Annotated in this window: 15 protein-coding genes; 3 read left to right on the forward strand and 12 right to left on the reverse strand. The window is 53.3% G+C overall.

Going from position 1 to position 15315, the window contains the following annotated elements:
- Window positions 1-91: 91 nt before the first annotated feature.
- From hemG to pepQ, 4 genes are read right to left on the reverse strand one after another with little or no spacing between them, the layout of a single operon-like run.
- Window positions 92-637, reverse strand: a complete 546-nt coding sequence (hemG, locus tag OGX94_RS03090) for a menaquinone-dependent protoporphyrinogen IX dehydrogenase (RefSeq protein ID WP_257662363.1) — start codon at window positions 635-637, stop codon at window positions 92-94.
- 11 nt (window positions 638-648) lie between these two features.
- Window positions 649-2100 carry a Trk system potassium transporter TrkH gene (gene trkH, locus OGX94_RS03095; protein WP_003017848.1) on the reverse strand — a complete coding sequence of 484 codons (1452 nt, stop codon included), beginning with the start codon at window positions 2098-2100 and terminating at the stop codon, window positions 649-651.
- 38 nt (window positions 2101-2138) lie between these two features.
- Window positions 2139-2753 carry an IMPACT family protein gene (locus OGX94_RS03100; RefSeq protein ID WP_257662364.1) on the reverse strand — a complete coding sequence of 205 codons (615 nt, stop codon included), beginning with the start codon at window positions 2751-2753 and terminating at the stop codon, window positions 2139-2141.
- Entirely contained in the window at window positions 2753-4084 is a 1332-nt protein-coding gene (gene pepQ / locus OGX94_RS03105) for a Xaa-Pro dipeptidase (RefSeq protein ID WP_032950648.1), read from the reverse strand. The genes OGX94_RS03100 and pepQ overlap by 1 nt, the downstream gene beginning before the upstream one ends.
- Window positions 4085-4272: 188 nt before the next feature.
- Here pepQ and fadB point away from each other — a divergent pair, with 188 nt between their 5' ends.
- Both fadB and fadA read left to right on the forward strand, forming a co-directional pair.
- Window positions 4273-6462 carry a fatty acid oxidation complex subunit alpha FadB gene (gene fadB, locus OGX94_RS03110; protein WP_257662365.1) on the forward strand — a complete coding sequence of 730 codons (2190 nt, stop codon included), beginning with the start codon at window positions 4273-4275 and terminating at the stop codon, window positions 6460-6462.
- 9 nt (window positions 6463-6471) lie between these two features.
- Window positions 6472-7635 carry an acetyl-CoA C-acyltransferase FadA gene (gene fadA, locus OGX94_RS03115; RefSeq protein WP_003828895.1) on the forward strand — a complete coding sequence of 388 codons (1164 nt, stop codon included), beginning with the start codon at window positions 6472-6474 and terminating at the stop codon, window positions 7633-7635.
- A 154-nt stretch (window positions 7636-7789) separates the two neighbouring features.
- Here the strand turns inward: fadA and OGX94_RS03120 are convergent, their stop codons facing one another.
- The 4 genes from OGX94_RS03120 to ubiD form a co-directional block, all read right to left on the reverse strand.
- Window positions 7790-8770 (reverse strand): LacI family DNA-binding transcriptional regulator, encoded by a 981-nt coding sequence (locus tag OGX94_RS03120; RefSeq protein ID WP_063941792.1) that lies wholly within the window; start codon window positions 8768-8770, stop codon window positions 7790-7792.
- Complete coding sequence (locus OGX94_RS03125) at window positions 8767-9693, reverse strand: ROK family protein (RefSeq protein ID WP_257662366.1); 927 nt, start codon at window positions 9691-9693, stop codon at window positions 8767-8769. Before OGX94_RS03125 ends, OGX94_RS03120 begins: the two co-directional genes overlap by 4 nt.
- A 228-nt stretch (window positions 9694-9921) precedes the next feature.
- Window positions 9922-10623 (reverse strand): NAD(P)H-flavin reductase, encoded by a 702-nt coding sequence (fre, locus tag OGX94_RS03130; protein WP_003828903.1) that lies wholly within the window; start codon window positions 10621-10623, stop codon window positions 9922-9924.
- Window positions 10624-10663: 40 nt separating this feature from the next.
- Window positions 10664-12157 carry a 4-hydroxy-3-polyprenylbenzoate decarboxylase gene (ubiD, locus tag OGX94_RS03135; RefSeq protein WP_003828905.1) on the reverse strand — a complete coding sequence of 498 codons (1494 nt, stop codon included), beginning with the start codon at window positions 12155-12157 and terminating at the stop codon, window positions 10664-10666.
- Between the two features lie 204 nt (window positions 12158-12361).
- Between ubiD and rfaH the strand changes: the two genes are divergently transcribed.
- On the forward strand, window positions 12362-12850 hold the full coding sequence (gene rfaH / locus OGX94_RS03140; protein WP_003017881.1) for a transcription/translation regulatory transformer protein RfaH: 489 nt from the start codon (window positions 12362-12364) through the stop codon (window positions 12848-12850).
- A 5-nt stretch (window positions 12851-12855) separates the two neighbouring features.
- On the opposite strand, the gene tatD is transcribed toward rfaH, so the two are convergent.
- From tatD to tatA, 4 genes are read right to left on the reverse strand one after another with little or no spacing between them, the layout of a single operon-like run.
- Entirely contained in the window at window positions 12856-13638 is a 783-nt protein-coding gene (tatD, locus tag OGX94_RS03145; protein ID WP_257662367.1) for a 3'-5' ssDNA/RNA exonuclease TatD, read from the reverse strand.
- Between the two features lie 41 nt (window positions 13639-13679).
- Window positions 13680-14471 (reverse strand): Sec-independent protein translocase subunit TatC, encoded by a 792-nt coding sequence (tatC, locus tag OGX94_RS03150; RefSeq protein ID WP_003828911.1) that lies wholly within the window; start codon window positions 14469-14471, stop codon window positions 13680-13682.
- A gap of 2 nt (window positions 14472-14473) precedes the next feature.
- Entirely contained in the window at window positions 14474-15022 is a 549-nt protein-coding gene (gene tatB / locus OGX94_RS03155) for a Sec-independent protein translocase protein TatB (protein ID WP_257662368.1), read from the reverse strand.
- Window positions 15023-15025: 3 nt separating this feature from the next.
- Window positions 15026-15280, reverse strand: coding sequence for a Sec-independent protein translocase subunit TatA (tatA, locus tag OGX94_RS03160; protein ID WP_003017888.1), 255 nt, complete (start codon window positions 15278-15280; stop codon window positions 15026-15028).
- Window positions 15281-15315 lie beyond the last annotated feature (35 nt).

Here is a 15315-nt window from a genome sequence, read left to right on the forward strand (position 1 = left end):
GTCAGTGGAGGCGCATTATAGGGAGTTATTTCAGGCTGACAAGGGGAAATTTAAAATAATCTTCCGAGTGCGTATTTTTTATTCTTTACGCTTATTTTAACGACGCTTTGTTGGTTAATTGGGCTATTTCCCGCGCGAATCTCGCAACCTGTTCCCAATCGGTATACACCACTTCTTTATTCGTATCCGTTTCACCACCTGACATCTTCATTATCAGTTGGATCATAACGCGGTCATACCAGCGATAGCGTGGATACAGCAAAGCACCCGCAATAACTGCACTGTGGTCTGGTCGCCACGGCGAACTCATCAGGAACTTACGCGCATAGCTGTTGGTTTGCGGCGTACGTTTCTCCGGTTTACGGGCAACCAGGTTTACGGAGTAGAACGCGCTCGGCATCGAATTCAGCCGTGTGGCATGCTTTTTCACAAACTCCTGAAAAGCAGCATGGTAATGACCGTAACGAATCGAGGCGCCAATTACCACGCAGTCATAATTTTGCCAGTCCGGCTCCGCAGTACGATGCAAATTAACAACATCTGCCCAAACGCCCAGCTCTTTGAGTTCAGAAGCCAGATATTCAGCGATTTCACGCGTTTGTCCGTCCCGGGAAGAAAAAAGAATCAGTGTTTTCACGTGTTACTCCATTATTCACGCCAGAAGGTAGGGGTAAAGAGCACCAGCAGAGTAAAGACCTCCAGACGACCAAACAGCATATTGGCAATCAGGATCCACTTCGCCACAGGGTTCATACTGGCAAAGTTGTCAGCGACAACCCCCAGTCCAGGCCCCAGGTTATTCAACGTTGCCACTACGGAGGCAAACGCGGAGAAGTCATCAACACCGGTCGCAATAATCGCCAGCATACTGATAATAAAGACCAGCGCATAGGCAGAGAAGAATCCCCATACGGCTTCAAGAATTCGCTCCGGCAACGCACGGTTACCCAGTTTGATACTGTAAACCGCATTCGGATGGACCAGTCGTTTCAATTCGCGGTTACCCTGCTTAAACAGCAGCAGGATACGAATCACCTTCAAGCCACCGCCCGTCGACCCGGCACAGCCGCCGATAAAAGCAGAACACAGCAACAGCACTGGCAGGAACAAGGGCCAGCGGGCAATACTGTCCGTGGTAAATCCGGCGGTCGTCGCCATCGATACCACCTGGAAAAAGGCCTGGTTGATCGTCGTGAGCGCCGAGCCATAGGTATTGTGTATCCATAGCACCAACGTACAGACTGCCACCAGCGTCAGCTGCACGCCGATAAACATGCGGAATTCCGGATCCCGCCAGTAGACCTTCAGACTACGCCCACTTAATAAAGAGAAGTGCAGACCATAGTTACAACCGGAGATCAGCAAGAAGATAGCAATGATGGTGTTAATCGTGGGACTGTCGAAATACCCCACGCTGGCATCGTGTGTGGAAAAACCACCGATGGCGATTGTGGCAAAACTGTGCCCAATGGCGTCAAACGCGGGCATCCCGGCAAACCATAGCGCCAGCGCGCACGCCACCGTCAGCAATACATAGATTAGCCACAGCGTTTTCGCCGTTTCGGCAATACGCGGGCGCATTTTATTATCTTTCAGCGGCCCCGGCATTTCTGCACGATAGAGCTGCATCCCACCAACGCCAAGAATAGGCAGGATAGCCACCGCCAGCACGATGATCCCCATCCCGCCGAACCATTGCAGCATCTGGCGATAAAAGAGAATCGCGTGTGGCAATGAATCCAGCCCCACCAGCGTCGTCGCACCTGTAGTGGTTAATCCGGAAAAGGATTCAAAAAAAGCGTCGGTTATCGTCAGGTTAGGGCTTTCCGCAAAGATGAACGGTAGCGCACCCACACTGCCCAGAACGGTCCAGAACAAAACGACAATCAGAAATCCTTCGCGCGATTTCAGTTCACCCTTCTCTTTACGGTTTGGCCACCACAGCATGGAGCCGATCGCCAGAGCAACGAAGAAAGTTTGGGTGAATGCACGCCCTGCCCCATCGCGGTAGATGAGCGCTACCAGTCCGGGGATAATCATTGTCCCCGAGAATAAGATGACCAGTAGTCCAACGATTCGGGTGATGGCGCGAAAATGCATCTCTGCCGCTTCCTTAGTTCTTTAAAATGAGGTGGGGATTATTCTTCAATCGCTAACAATTGCAATGAACCACGACTAAAATCCGCCAGTTTTGCCGAAAACTCATCCACTCTGGCAAAAGGAAGCGCCACCCTGAGCCGAACAAAAGCCTGGTAATCACTGGCAACGACTTTACCGTCAAACTGCCCCAGCAAGGCTTCAATGCCTGCCAGCTGACCGTACTCACACTGCAAAGTATATTCGGTTAATGGCGTCTTGCGCTGTGCCGTTAACTGGCGCAACGCCTGATTCACACCGCCACCGTAGGCTTTTACCAACCCTCCAGTACCGAGAAGGATACCGCCGTAGTAGCGCACGACTACAGCGGTAATCTCGCCGACACCGCTCCCCATCAGCTGCGCGAGCATCGGTTTACCTGCCGTACCCGCCGGTTCGCCATCGTCTGAAAATCCTAGCTGCTGCGAGTCATTGGGCGCACCCGCCACCCACGCCACACAATGGTGGCGGGCGTCAGGGTGTTCCGCTTTGACTGACTCAACAAACGCCTTTGCCGCTTCTACGCCGTCCGTATGGGCGAGCAGCGTAATGAAGCGGCTTTTTTTGATCTCTTCAACGACGCTGACCGGCGCCGCAGGGATTAACCAACTGTCCATTACGCCAGTTTCAAATCCCGCGTCATGTTTTCGATATTGTTCTCGTGGACCACCACGTTGTCTTCAATACGAATACCGCCGAACGGTTTCAGGGCTTCAATTTTCTGCCAGTTGAAGTGCTTGCTGAACTGTCCTTCACGCCACGGCGCCAGCAGAGATTCAATGAAGTAGATGCCCGGTTCGATGGTCAGAACCATGCCTGGTTGCAGTACGCGGGTGCAACGCAGGTAAGGATACTTCGACGGCGCGGCCAGATGAGTACCGCTGTCATCCTGCATAAAGCCTGCGACATCATGCACCTGCAGACCCAGCGGGTGGCCAATACCGTGCGGCATAAACGGCCCGGTAAGATCGTTTTCCACCATCGCCTCTTCACTCATATCAGTGATGATTTGATGCTTACGCAGCAGCTTCGCGATGCGCTGATGGAACTGAATGTGATAATCCACGTAGCTGGTGCCTGCTTTCATGGTGGCAATCAGCGCCAGCTCTTCGTCGTTAACGTCTTTCACCAGATGCGCATAGTCATTGTCGCTTTTCGCCGACCAGGTACGCGTCAGATCTGCCGCATAACCGTTGTATTCCGCACCAGCGTCGAGCAGGAAGCTGCGGATTTCAGACGGTGCCTGATGATCCAGCTTGGTGTAATGAAGCACCGAAGCATGCTCGTTAAGCGCCACGATGTTGCTGTATGGCACGTCGGTGTCGCGGTGACCGGTGGCAGTCAGGTAAGCGAGGTTGATGTCAAACTCGCTCATTCCGGAACGGAACGCTTCTTCTGCGGCACGGTGTCCATTTACCGCCATTTTCTGCGCTTCGCGCATACAGGCCAGTTCGTAATCAGTTTTATAAGCACGGTAATAATGCAGGTAGTCGATCACCCCTTTCGGGTTGATGTTGCTGGCCGCGATGTCCAGTTGCAGTGCACGTTCAGGAACCGGGCCGATGTAACCGATATTGCCGCGAGCAGCAGGCAGTTGGCTACCGATACCATCTGCTTTCGGCAGCGCGATGATCTCAATTTCTTCCGTCCAGAAGGAAGTAGGCAGCGGCTCAACGTTGTGCCAGTAATCAACCGGCAAGTAGAACCATAGTTTCGGCTTGTTTACGCCATCCACCAGCAGCCAGCAGTTAGGAACCTGCGTGACAGGCACCCAGGCTTTGAATTGCGGATTGACCTTAAACGGGTACGGATGATCGTCGAGAAAGACGTTAACAAGTTCGCCTGAGTGAATAAGTAACGCATCCAGCTTGAAGCGCTCCAGCGCGTCGCGCGTCCGTTCCTGTAAGGTAACGATATGATTTTTATAGAGTGCGGCCAGCGATTCCATTTTCTATCCTTCTGTTTTTTGACCTCAAGTCTCCGCATCTTAGCACATCGCTTTGTGAGTGCGTGATTTCTGCCGAGCGTGATCGAATCGTCATTTCTTTAATCATTCATTTGCATTTTATTAACATAAAACACACACTTCGATTCATCTGGTATGACCAGATCACCTTGCGGATTCAGGAGACTGACATGCTTTACAAAGGCGACACCCTGTACCTCGACTGGCTGGAAGATGGCATCGCCGAACTGGTGTTCGATGCCCCTGGTTCGGTCAATAAACTCGACACGGCCACCGTTGCCAGCCTGGGCCATGCGCTTGATGTGCTGGAAAAACAACCGAATTTAAAAGGGCTGCTGCTGCGTTCTAACAAAGCAGCCTTTATTGTTGGTGCCGATATCACCGAATTCCTTTCACTGTTCCTCGTGCCTGAAGAACAACTGAGCCAGTGGCTGCATTTTGCCAACAGCGTCTTTAATCGCCTCGAAGATCTGCCTGTTCCGACCCTGTCAGCGGTAAACGGCTACGCGCTGGGTGGCGGCTGCGAGTGTGTTCTGGCAACCGATTATCGTCTGGCAACGCCGGACCTGCGCATTGGCCTGCCGGAAACCAAGCTGGGCATTATGCCGGGCTTTGGCGGCTCCGTGCGTATGCCACGTATGCTGGGTGCGGACAGCGCGCTGGAAATTATTGTGGCAGGTAAAGATGTTGGTGCTGAGCAGGCGCTAAAAATCGGCCTGGTCGATGGCGTAGTGAAGCAAGACAAACTGCTTGATGGCGCGATCGCGGTATTACGTCAGGCGATTAACGGCGACCTCGACTGGAAAGCCAAACGTCAGCCGAAACTGGAGCCGTTGAAACTCAGCAAAATTGAAGCGGCGATGAGCTTTACCATCGCTAAAGGCATGGTAGCGCAGACGGCTGGTAAACATTACCCCGCACCGATTACCGCGGTAAAAACCATTGAAGCAGCAGCCCGTTTTGGTCGTGAAGAAGCGCTGAATCTGGAAAATAAAAGCTTTGTTCCACTGGCGCACACCAGTGAAGCCCGCGCGCTGGTAGGGATCTTCCTTAACGATCAGTTCGTGAAAGCCAAAGCCAAAAAGCTCACCAAAAATATTGAAGCACCGAAGCAAGCCGCGGTGCTGGGCGCGGGCATTATGGGCGGCGGCATCGCTTACCAGTCAGCCTGGAAAGGCGTGCCGGTTGTCATGAAAGATATCAACGACAAATCATTAACGCTGGGCATGACCGAAGCGGCCAAGCTGCTGAACAAACAGCTTGAGCGCGGCAAAATTGACGGTCTGAAAATGGCGGGCGTGATTTCCACTATTCATCCAACCCTCGACTATAGCGGTTTTGAGCGTGTGGACGTGGTGGTTGAAGCGGTCGTGGAAAACCCGAAAGTGAAAAAAGCGGTACTGGCGGAAACCGAAGATCAGGTACGCCCGGGCACCGTACTGGCGTCGAATACCTCTACCATCCCAATCAACGAGCTGGCCAGCGCGCTCAAGCGCCCGGAAAACTTCTGTGGAATGCACTTCTTTAACCCAGTACACCGCATGCCACTGGTTGAGATCATTCGCGGCGAGAAAAGCTCGGATGAAACCATCGCCAAAGTTGTCGCGTGGGCAAGCCAGATGGGCAAAACACCAATTGTGGTCAACGACTGCCCTGGTTTCTTCGTGAACCGCGTGCTGTTCCCGTATTTTGCCGGTTTCAGCCAGCTGCTGCGCGATGGGGCGGATTTCCGCAAAATCGACAAAGTCATGGAAAAACAGTTTGGCTGGCCGATGGGCCCGGCTTATCTGCTGGACGTGGTGGGAATTGATACCGCACATCACGCGCAGGCAGTGATGTCCGCAGGCTTCCCTCAGCGTATGCAGAAAGATTATCGCGACGCGATAGACGCCCTGTTTGATGCGAACCGTTTCGGACAGAAAAACGGTCTTGGATTCTGGCGTTATAAAGAAGACAACAAGGGCAAGCCGAAGAAAGAAGAGGATGCCACCGTTGACGATCTGCTGGCAGAAGTCAGCCAGCCGAAACGCGACTTCAGCGATGAAGAGATTATCGCCCGCATGATGATCCCAATGGTCAACGAAGTGGTGCGTTGTCTGGAAGAAGGCATTATCGCCAGCCCGGCAGAAGCCGATATGGCGCTGGTTTATGGCCTGGGCTTCCCTCCGTTCCATGGTGGCGCGTTCCGCTGGTTGGATACGCTCGGCAGCGCGAAGTATCTCGATATGGCCCAGCAGTATCAGCACCTCGGAGCACTGTATGAAGTTCCGGCTGGTCTGCGTGATAAGGCGCGCCATAACGAACCGTATTATCCCCAGGTTGAGCCTGCCCGCCCGGTTGGCAACCTGAAAACGGCTTAAGGAGTCACAATGGAACAGGTTGTAATTGTTGATGCGATCCGTACCCCGATGGGCCGTTCGAAAGGGGGCGCGTTTCGTAACGTGCGGGCAGAAGATCTCTCCGCACACTTAATGCGTAGCCTGCTGGCGCGAAATCCTGCGCTGGAGCCATCCGCGCTTGATGATATTTACTGGGGCTGCGTGCAGCAAACGCTGGAGCAGGGTTTCAACATCGCCCGTAACGCCGCGCTGCTGGCGGAAGTTCCGCACTCCGTTCCGGCCGTCACGGTCAACCGCCTGTGCGGTTCATCAATGCAGGCGCTGCACGACGCGGCACGTATGATCATGACCGGCGATGCTCAGGCGTGCCTGATTGGCGGCGTGGAACATATGGGCCATGTGCCAATGAGTCACGGCGTTGATTTCCATCCGGGCATGAGCCGCAACGTGGCAAAAGCCGCGGGAATGATGGGTCTGACTGCGGAAATGCTCTCTCGCATGCACGGCATCAGCCGTGAAATGCAGGACGCTTTCGCCGCACGTTCACATGCTCGTGCCTGGGCTGCAACACAGTCTGGCGCATTTAAAAACGAAATCATCCCGACCGGTGGCCATGATGCCGACGGCGTGCTGAAGCAGTTTAACTACGATGAGGTTATCCGCCCAGAGACAACCGTTGAAGCGCTCTCCACCCTGCGCCCGGCGTTCGATCCGGTTAGCGGAACGGTCACTGCCGGTACCTCCTCCGCACTCTCCGACGGCGCTGCGGCGATGCTGGTCATGAGCGAAAGCCGCGCCCGTGAGCTGGGTCTGACGCCGCGTGCCCGTATTCGTTCGATGGCTGTTGTTGGCTGTGACCCGTCAATTATGGGTTATGGTCCGGTTCCGGCCTCAAAACTGGCGCTGAAAAAAGCGGGACTCTCCACCAGCGATATCGGTTTGTTTGAGATGAACGAAGCCTTTGCCGCTCAGATCCTGCCGTGCATTAAAGATCTGGGGCTGATGGAGCAGATCGATGAGAAGATCAACCTCAACGGCGGGGCGATCGCTTTGGGTCATCCGCTGGGTTGCTCCGGGGCGCGTATCAGCACCACCTTGCTCAATCTGATGGAACGCAAAGACGTACAGTTTGGCCTGGCGACGATGTGTATCGGGTTAGGCCAGGGCATCGCGACGGTATTTGAGCGAGTTTAATCAAAGCATGTGACTTATTGTAGGCCGGGCAAGCGAAGCGCCCCCGGCGACTATGCCGGATGGCGACGCTGATGCGTCTTATCCGGCCTACAACACAAATGCCATTGTATAACAATTTAGTTGCCGTTCTTCCCGCCTGTCAGGGGCGGGTTTTTTATTTCTCTGAACTACCTCGCACCACTAACTGCACCGGCAACAGCAGATTCTCTTCCTGATTTTCTTCCAGCAATAAACGCAGCGCTTCACGCCCCAATTGTTGTTTATCAACCGCAATAGTAGTGAGTGGTGGATGTGACCAGGCCGCAGCATCGATATCATCAAACCCCACCAGCGCGAGATCTTCCGGGATGCGTATCCCCTGCTGTGCGCACACCCGTTGAACAACCAGCGCTGCCGCATCGTTATAGGCAAAAATAGCGTCGGGCGGCTCCGGCAATCTGAGTAGCTCATTTACCGCCTCAACAAGAGATTGATCGGTATCCAACAGCGGCGGCGCAACGGCTTCATACTCTGGCGGCATGAGCAAACGGGCCTCATACAATGCCTGACGGTAGCCCTTCTCGCGCTGACGGATGCTGTAGTGCGCAAGCGTGCTGGCAAGAAAAGCAATACGGCTGCGACCTTGTGCAATCAAATGTTGCGTGGCCAGATACCCACCCTGAGTGTTATCCGGGTTCACGCAAGGCAGGCCCGGCGCCCAGAGATCCACCAGCACCAACGGCAGCTTCATCTGTTGCAGCAAGCCAAGTAATTCAGGCTCAAAAAATCCGGCACAGATCAGTGCATCAGGCTGGTGCAGCAGCACCTGCTCACTCACTGCATCGCCTGGACCAATGGAGAGAAAGCTCAGCGCAATACCATGGTCACGACAGTTATCTTCTATCCCCAGCAGTAGTTGAGAATAAAACGGCAATGCCCGGCTGATATTGTGCTGGCGGTGAAGCAAAAACAGGACGCGTTTGATCTTGTCAGTACGCAGACGGGAAAAATCATAACCCTGCTGCTGCGCCACAGAAATAATGCGCAGCCGGGTGTCTTCACGTAGCCCCGGCTGCCCTTTTAGGGCGCGGGAAACTGCGCCAACTGAAACACCACAAGCTTCGGCAATATCTCTGATACGTACAGGTTTCGTCATTTCACTCTCATTGATTCTACTATGGCTTGTTGCGCCCCCAGCCAGGCCGCACCGCGTACACCGCTGCTGTCGCCGTGACGGGCCCGAACGATCGGTGTGCGGCACTGCTTACCAAATACGTACTGCGCCACTCGCGCCTGCAAACCCGAATACAGTAAATCGATATTGGATACCCCACCCCCTAGCACGATAACATCGGGATCGAGCGTATTCACCACGCCCGCCAACGCACGCGCCAGTTGATCGCAATAGCGTTCCCATAACAAACAGGCATCTGCATCCCCCAATTCTACCCGTTGCATAATTTGCGGCACACCTGCATGTTGCGCGGTGTGATTCATGTACTGGCGTTCCAGACCGCTGCCGGAAATAAAGCTCTCAATACAGTTCAACTGCCCGCAATAGCATGTCACTCCAGCCCCGTCCTGAGATTCGTGGTAGCGCGGCAATGCATTATGCCCCCACTCTCCTGCGCAGGCGTTAGGTCCAGAGATCAAGCGGTTATCGATGCATAGTCCACCGCCGCAACCGGTACCGAGGATCACGCCAAATACCACGCTATGCCCGTGTCCGCTACCGTCCATCGCTTCCGACAAGGTAAAGCAGTTGGCATCATTAGTAACAGGCACGGGCATTCCTAACGCTCGCTCAAGGTCTTGCGCAAAGGCCTGTTGATTGAGCACCAGGATGTTGGAGTTCTTAATTAACCCCTCGCTATCCACCGCGCCAGGCACCCCAATGCCAACCGATAAAGGCTGATTAACGGCCAGTCTGGCCTTAGCAATCATCTCCGTCACGGCCTGGAAAAAATCACCGTAACTCTGCTTTGGTGTCGCGCATCGCTCGCGGTAAACAATTTCACCCGCGTTATCAATCACCACCGCTTCGATTTTAGTCCCGCCAATATCCAGTCCGAGCCTCATGGTTTTCCTCGTTTGCGCCTCGCAATTTGATTGCGTCTAGTTTGCCAATTTTGTTTACTAAACAAAAAGAGGCCTGTCACAAAAGCTAAGTTTTGTGATTAATAGATAGGAAAAATATGTTTACTAAAAAACGTGGTAAAAAAGAGAAACAACGAGATCGGGCTTGCACCCTGTTAGAAGAAGTAAGGTTGGTGATGAATGCGCCGGAAGGACTCCGGCGCACAGCGCTTAAATGAACGCGAAAGCGTCGCCAAACAGGCGATCTTCACGCGCACTGCGTTCATTACAGAACAGATCGCGCGCGATTTTGGCCATTTCGAAACGACCAGCGATGTAGATATCATGCTCCGCCAGGGTACCGTAATCCTGTAATACTGCCGTTAACACGGTTCCCGTACGACCACGCCAGCCGTCTTCAGGCTGTTCCACCACTGGCTCAACGCGCAAATTCGGGTGATTCACTGACAGCGCTTCCAGCTCGGAGAGATCGTAGAGATGCTTCTCTTCGCGCCCGCCCCAGTAAATGGTGATATCGCGATTTGGATTGCGCGCCAGCGCGGTAAGCAGAATGGAACGCACGTAAGAGAACCCTGTACCACCGGCAATCAGGATCAGCGGGCGCTCGTCTTCATCACGCAGCCAGGCTTCGCCATGCGGAATGTCGACCTTGATCTCCCGGTCTTTCAGAATACGGTCCATCACGGCCATGGCATAAAGATTTAGCTCAGAGGCGCCAACGTGCAGCTCAATGAATCCTTGCTCGTCCGGCGTTGATGCCATAGAGAACGGACGCTTATCCCTTTCGTCCATCACGACCATTAAATACTGGCCAGCACGAAAGGAAAACGCCGCGTCTGGCACTAAACGAACGCGATATACGGTGTCAGTGATAGCTTCTACCGAGGTCACTTTACAGCTTAAGGTTGTCATGCGCTCTCTCTGTCGGATCAATAGGCAAAACGATCGCGCCTCAGGCGCTTTTGCCGTCATTAAAGATGGCCAGTTCATCCCAAATTGCGTCAATGCGCGCAGTCACTTCAGGATCTTTTTTAATCGGACGTCCCCATTCACGTTGGGTTTCGCCCGGCCATTTATTTGTGGCATCCAGCCCCATTTTTGAACCAAGGCCGGAAACCGGCGAGGCAAAGTCCAGGTAATCAATTGGCGTATTCTCTACCAGTACCGTATCCCGGGCCGGGTCCATACGGGTAGTAATTGCCCAAATCACATCATTCCAGTCACGTGCGTTGACGTCATCATCGCAAACAATAACAAATTTGGTGTACATAAACTGACGCAAAAACGACCAAACACCCATCATGACGCGTTTGGCATGGCCAGCGTACTGTTTTTTCATCGTCACGACGGCCAGGCGATATGAACAGCCTTCCGGAGGTAGATAAAAATCGACAATCTCCGGGAACTGCTTTTGCAGAATAGGAACGAAAACTTCGTTCAGCGCCACGCCGAGTACCGCGGGCTCATCTGGCGGACGTCCGGTATAGGTAGAGTGATAAATCGCATCTTCGCGCTGGGTAATGTGCGTGACGGTAAAGACCGGGAAGCTATCTACTTCGTTGTAGTAGCCGGTATGATCGCCATACGGCCCTTCCGGGGCCAACTCGCCCGGTTCGATATACCCTTCCAGCACGATTTCAGCGCTGGCAGGCACTTCCAGGTCGTTGGAAATACATTTGACCACTTCGGTTTTGGTGCCGCGCAACAGTCCGGCAAATGCGTACTCGGATAACGTATCAGGAACAGGCGTCACGGCCCCCAGAATGGTCGCAGGATCGGCTCCTAACGCCACAGAAACCGGGAAGCGTTCACCCGGATGCGCTGCGCACCATTCCTGGTAATCAAGCGCGCCGCCGCGATGGGACAGCCAGCGCATAATGAGCTTGTTTTTGCCAATCAGCTGCTGACGATAGATGCCCAGATTCTGCCGCTCTTTATGCGGGCCACGCGTTACGGTTAGCCCCCAGGTAATCAGTGGCGCGGCATCTTCCGGCCAGCAGGTCATAATCGGAATTCGGTTTAAATCGACGTCATCGCCCGAGTAGATTTTTTGCTGACAAGGTGCACCGCGCAACCGCTTAGTCGGCATGTTCAACACCTGCTTAAACTGCGGCAGCTTATCAAACAGATCGCGGAATCCTTTCGGTGGCTCTGGCTCTTTCAAAAACGCCAACAGTTTACCGACTTCTCGTAGCGCCGAGACATCTTCTTGTCCCATCCCCATCGCAACACGCTTTGGTGTGCCAAACAGGTTACACAGCACCGGCATTGAATAGCCTTTCGGATTCTCAAACAGCAACGCAGGCCCACCGGCACGCAGGGTGCGATCGGCAATTTCAGTAATTTCCAGGTGGGGATCCACCTCAAGCGAAATGCGTTTGAGCTCGCCCTGCTGTTCAAGCAGCGTCAGGAAGTCGCGTAAATCGTGATATTTCATGGCGTCCATTGTGGCCTCTTCGTAAGCGCTTCATTATACGGCGTTCATCATTGTGATGCTGTATTTTTGTTAAATTAGCGTGAACTCTGGCGATACATATAAGCCCTGGGAGTATATACCCATTGGGTTTCAGCCTGCGTTGAGGCGGGTATAATTAACTTAACGCATGGCTTTTGCTATGCTGGCGCTCAGAACAAGCGGATAAGAGTTATTATGCAATCCTGGTATTTACTGTACTGCAAACGTGGGCAACTTCAGCGAGCCCAGGAACACCTGGAAAGACAGGCGGTGAACTGTCTGACGCCTATGATCACCCTGGAAAAAATAGTGCGCGGTAAACGTACCACAGTCAGTGAACCACTATTCCCTAATTACATGTTTGTCGAGTTCGACCCGGAAGTGATCCACACCACCACTATCAATGCCACGCGTGGTGTCAGCCATTTCGTCCGTTTTGGCGCGACGCCTGCGACCGTCCCTTCTCCCGTTATTCACCAGCTTTCTATCTACAAGCCTGAAGGAATTGTTGACCCGCAAACTCCTCAGCCAGGGGACAGCGTGATTATTACTGAAGGGGCGTTTGAGGGGCTAAAAGCGATCTTCACCGAACCGGATGGCGAAGCGCGTTCCATGCTACTGCTTAACCTGTTGAATAAAGAGGTTAAGCAGAGCGTGAAAAATACCGGCTTTCGAAAAATTTAAGGCGGTTAGAAGGTCACTTCGAACAGCGTTCTGACGTTGGCATCAATGGTGGCTGACAGCCATTGAGGATCTTCCCCGCGCCAGTGGGCAATACGCTCAAGAATATGCGGCAGGTGCGCCGGTTCATTGCGCCGTGACGTCGGCTTAGGCGTTAAGTCGCGAGGAAGTAGGTAAGGCGCATCGGTTTCTACCAGCAGTCGTTCTACCGGAATAAACGGCAGCAGCTCACGCAGTTCCATTCCCCGGCGCTCATCACAGACCCAGCCGGTAATACCAATATAAAGCCCTCGGTCCACGCAGTCCTGCATCTCCTGCCGCGTTCCGGTGAAACAGTGCAGCACCGCGCCGGGCAGGCTGTCCAGCCACGGCTCCAGCAACGTCAGAAAACGCTCATGGGCATCCCGACAATGCATGAAAATCGGCATCTGCAGTTCAGCGGCAATGCGCAGTTGTGCCTCAAAAGCACGTTCCTGCTCCTGTGGCGTGGAGAAATTGCGATTGAAATCCAGACCGCACTCGCCAATAGCGACCACCTCAGACTGGTTTGCCAGCGCGATAATCTCGTCTTCCGTTGAGGATTGCCATTGGCTACTGTCATGCGGGTGCACGCCAGCCGTGGACCAGCAACGTGGATAATGTTGCGCCAACTTCAGCGCCTGCTGGCTTTCGTGCAGGTTTGTTCCGGTCAGAAGCATACCGTTTACGCCCGCAGCAAAGGCGCGCGCCACAACATCATCCCTGTCTTTCGCAAATTGTGAACTGGTTAAATTAACGCCAATATCAAACATGCTACCTCCCATATGACAACCGCCCTGACGGGCGGTTGAATTTACTCTTCTGTTTTCTCGGTGGCTTCGGCTTCTTTTGCTTCTTCAGCCTCGTTGTCCTCATCTCGCGTACGTCGCTTACCGACATAGAAACGAGAGAAGAAAACGCCCACTTCAAACAGGCAGTACATCGGTATCGCCAACAACGTTTGCGAGAAGACATCTGGCGGAGTCAGTAACATCCCGACGACGAATGCTCCCACCACAACGTAAGGTCGTTTCTTACGTAAATCTTCAGGTGTCGTAATGCCCATCCAGCATAGCAGCACAATGGCGACAGGGACCTCAAAAGAGACACCGAAAGCCATAAATAGCGCCATTACAAAGCTGAGATAGCTGGCAATATCTGTCGATACCTGCACGCCTTGCGGAGCCGTGTTAGCCAGAAAACCAAACGCCAACGGGAAGACGACAAAATAGGCGAATGCCATGCCGATGTAGAACAACAACGAGCTGGAGACCAGCAGCGGCACAACCAGTCGACGTTCATGTTTATACAAAGCAGGCGCAATAAATGCCCACACCTGGTAGAGGATCACTGGCGCTGACAGGATCAGCGACACCATGAAGGTCAACTTTATTGGGGTAAAGAACGGCGAGGCCACATCGGTGGCGATCATCGTTGCACCCTGCGGCATCTGTTTAATCAGCGGCGCCGCAACCATATGGTAAATGTCGTTGGCAAAGTAAACCAACGCCAGAAAGATCACGATAACCGCAATAATGCAGTTCAGGAGTCGCTTACGCAGCTCGATAAGATGCGTAATGAGCGGTTGGGTATCTTCTACAGCCATGTTTACGGTTTATCACTCGACGAGGGGGAGGATTCGACAACAGGTGCGGCAGCTTTCTTTTCTGCATCCATCAACGTGGCGGAAGTGTTTTCCGTCTGCTCTGGCGTTTTAGCACCCACGGATTCCGGTTTTTGCTCCGGCGAACTGGCCTGGTTTTCAGCGGCGGCAGGGGTGACCCCTTCTCGCTGCGCTTCACCGTCTTTCACCACCGGATTATGGATAGTGTGCGCTTCATCGCTCGCTTTCTCAGGATCGTGCACGCTGTAAGAACGCTTCATCGATTCCGCCGCTTCACGCAGCTCATCCATTGACGCTTTCAGCTCCGGGGTCAGATTTGTCAGGCTCGCTTTCTCTACTTTCTTCAGGCTGTCCTGAAACTCCTGAAGCTTAAGCTCCTGGGTCAGTTCATTCTGAACAGTAGTTGCAAGGGAACGCAAAGCGCGAACCCAGCCAGCAACCGTTTTTACCGCTACAGGTAATCGTTGCGGCCCCAGAACAATGAGGCCGATCACGAACACCAATAACAGTTCGCTAAAACCGATATCAAACACGGATTATACCTGCTCTTTATCTTGGCTTTTGGCGTCTTCCTTTTTCACTTCACCCTGCTTATCGGTGATGGATTTAGCAGTAAAATCAGCGTCCTGGCTGGTTTTATCTTGCTTAGGCTCATCATCACCCATCGCTTTTTTGAAGCCTTTGATCGACGCGCCAAGATCGGAACCGATGGAGCCGAGTTTCTTGGTGCCAAATAGCAGTACAACGATGACGGCAATGATCAACAACTGCCAAATACTGATACCACCCATACATGTTCCTCTGTCATAGATGATGAATTAATAAG

Origin of the sequence: Citrobacter sp. Cpo037 (genome assembly GCF_030332945.1) — a bacterium.
Classification (GTDB): Bacteria; Pseudomonadota; Gammaproteobacteria; order Enterobacterales; family Enterobacteriaceae; genus Citrobacter; species Citrobacter portucalensis.